The sequence below is a fragment of the Pseudoalteromonas sp. SR44-8 genome (assembly GCF_014163635.1).
Classification (GTDB): domain Bacteria; phylum Pseudomonadota; class Gammaproteobacteria; order Enterobacterales; family Alteromonadaceae; genus Pseudoalteromonas; species Pseudoalteromonas rhizosphaerae.
This window is the reverse complement of record NZ_JACJDS010000103.1, coordinates 1-401: the sequence shown is the minus strand read 5'-3', so window position 1 is coordinate 401 and position 401 is coordinate 1. Positions and strand designations below refer to the sequence as shown.

Genomic DNA, 401 nt, shown 5'->3' with positions numbered 1-401 from the left:
ACATTACGGTGATCAAAACTTTTTACTTACCCCATTTTTCAAAACGTATGCAACAACGGGTAATTGAAAAGTATCAACCGATTTTTAGAGCGTGGTATTACGGTGTACCCGAAACGGATTGTTGGAACAAAATGACTTGCCAAGAACATATTTTAAAGCCAAGGGAAGCTGAATATGAAGGATTATAAGCGTAAAACTGTACTGCAATTTTACTGTGTGCTACTGGCGTGTTTTTTGACAACAAGTTGCACTACGGTATTCGATAAAGCGCATGGTTATCGTGGGCCCATTGTTGTGACGATTGAAACAGAAGATGGCTCAGTGCCAGAATTTCCTTTTTTGATAAAGTCGGCCTATTCAGAGTCGTGTGGTCATAGTAGTTGTGGTATTGATTTTGGTTA

Annotated in this window: 2 pseudogenes; both read left to right on the top strand. The window is 39.2% G+C overall.

Annotated features, from left to right (window positions below):
- Window positions 1-188, top strand: a pseudogene (locus tag H5183_RS21665) (hypothetical protein); the annotation flags it as partial.
- Window positions 175-401, top strand: a pseudogene (locus H5183_RS21510) (hypothetical protein); the annotation flags it as partial. The pseudogenes H5183_RS21665 and H5183_RS21510, both read left to right, overlap by 14 nt.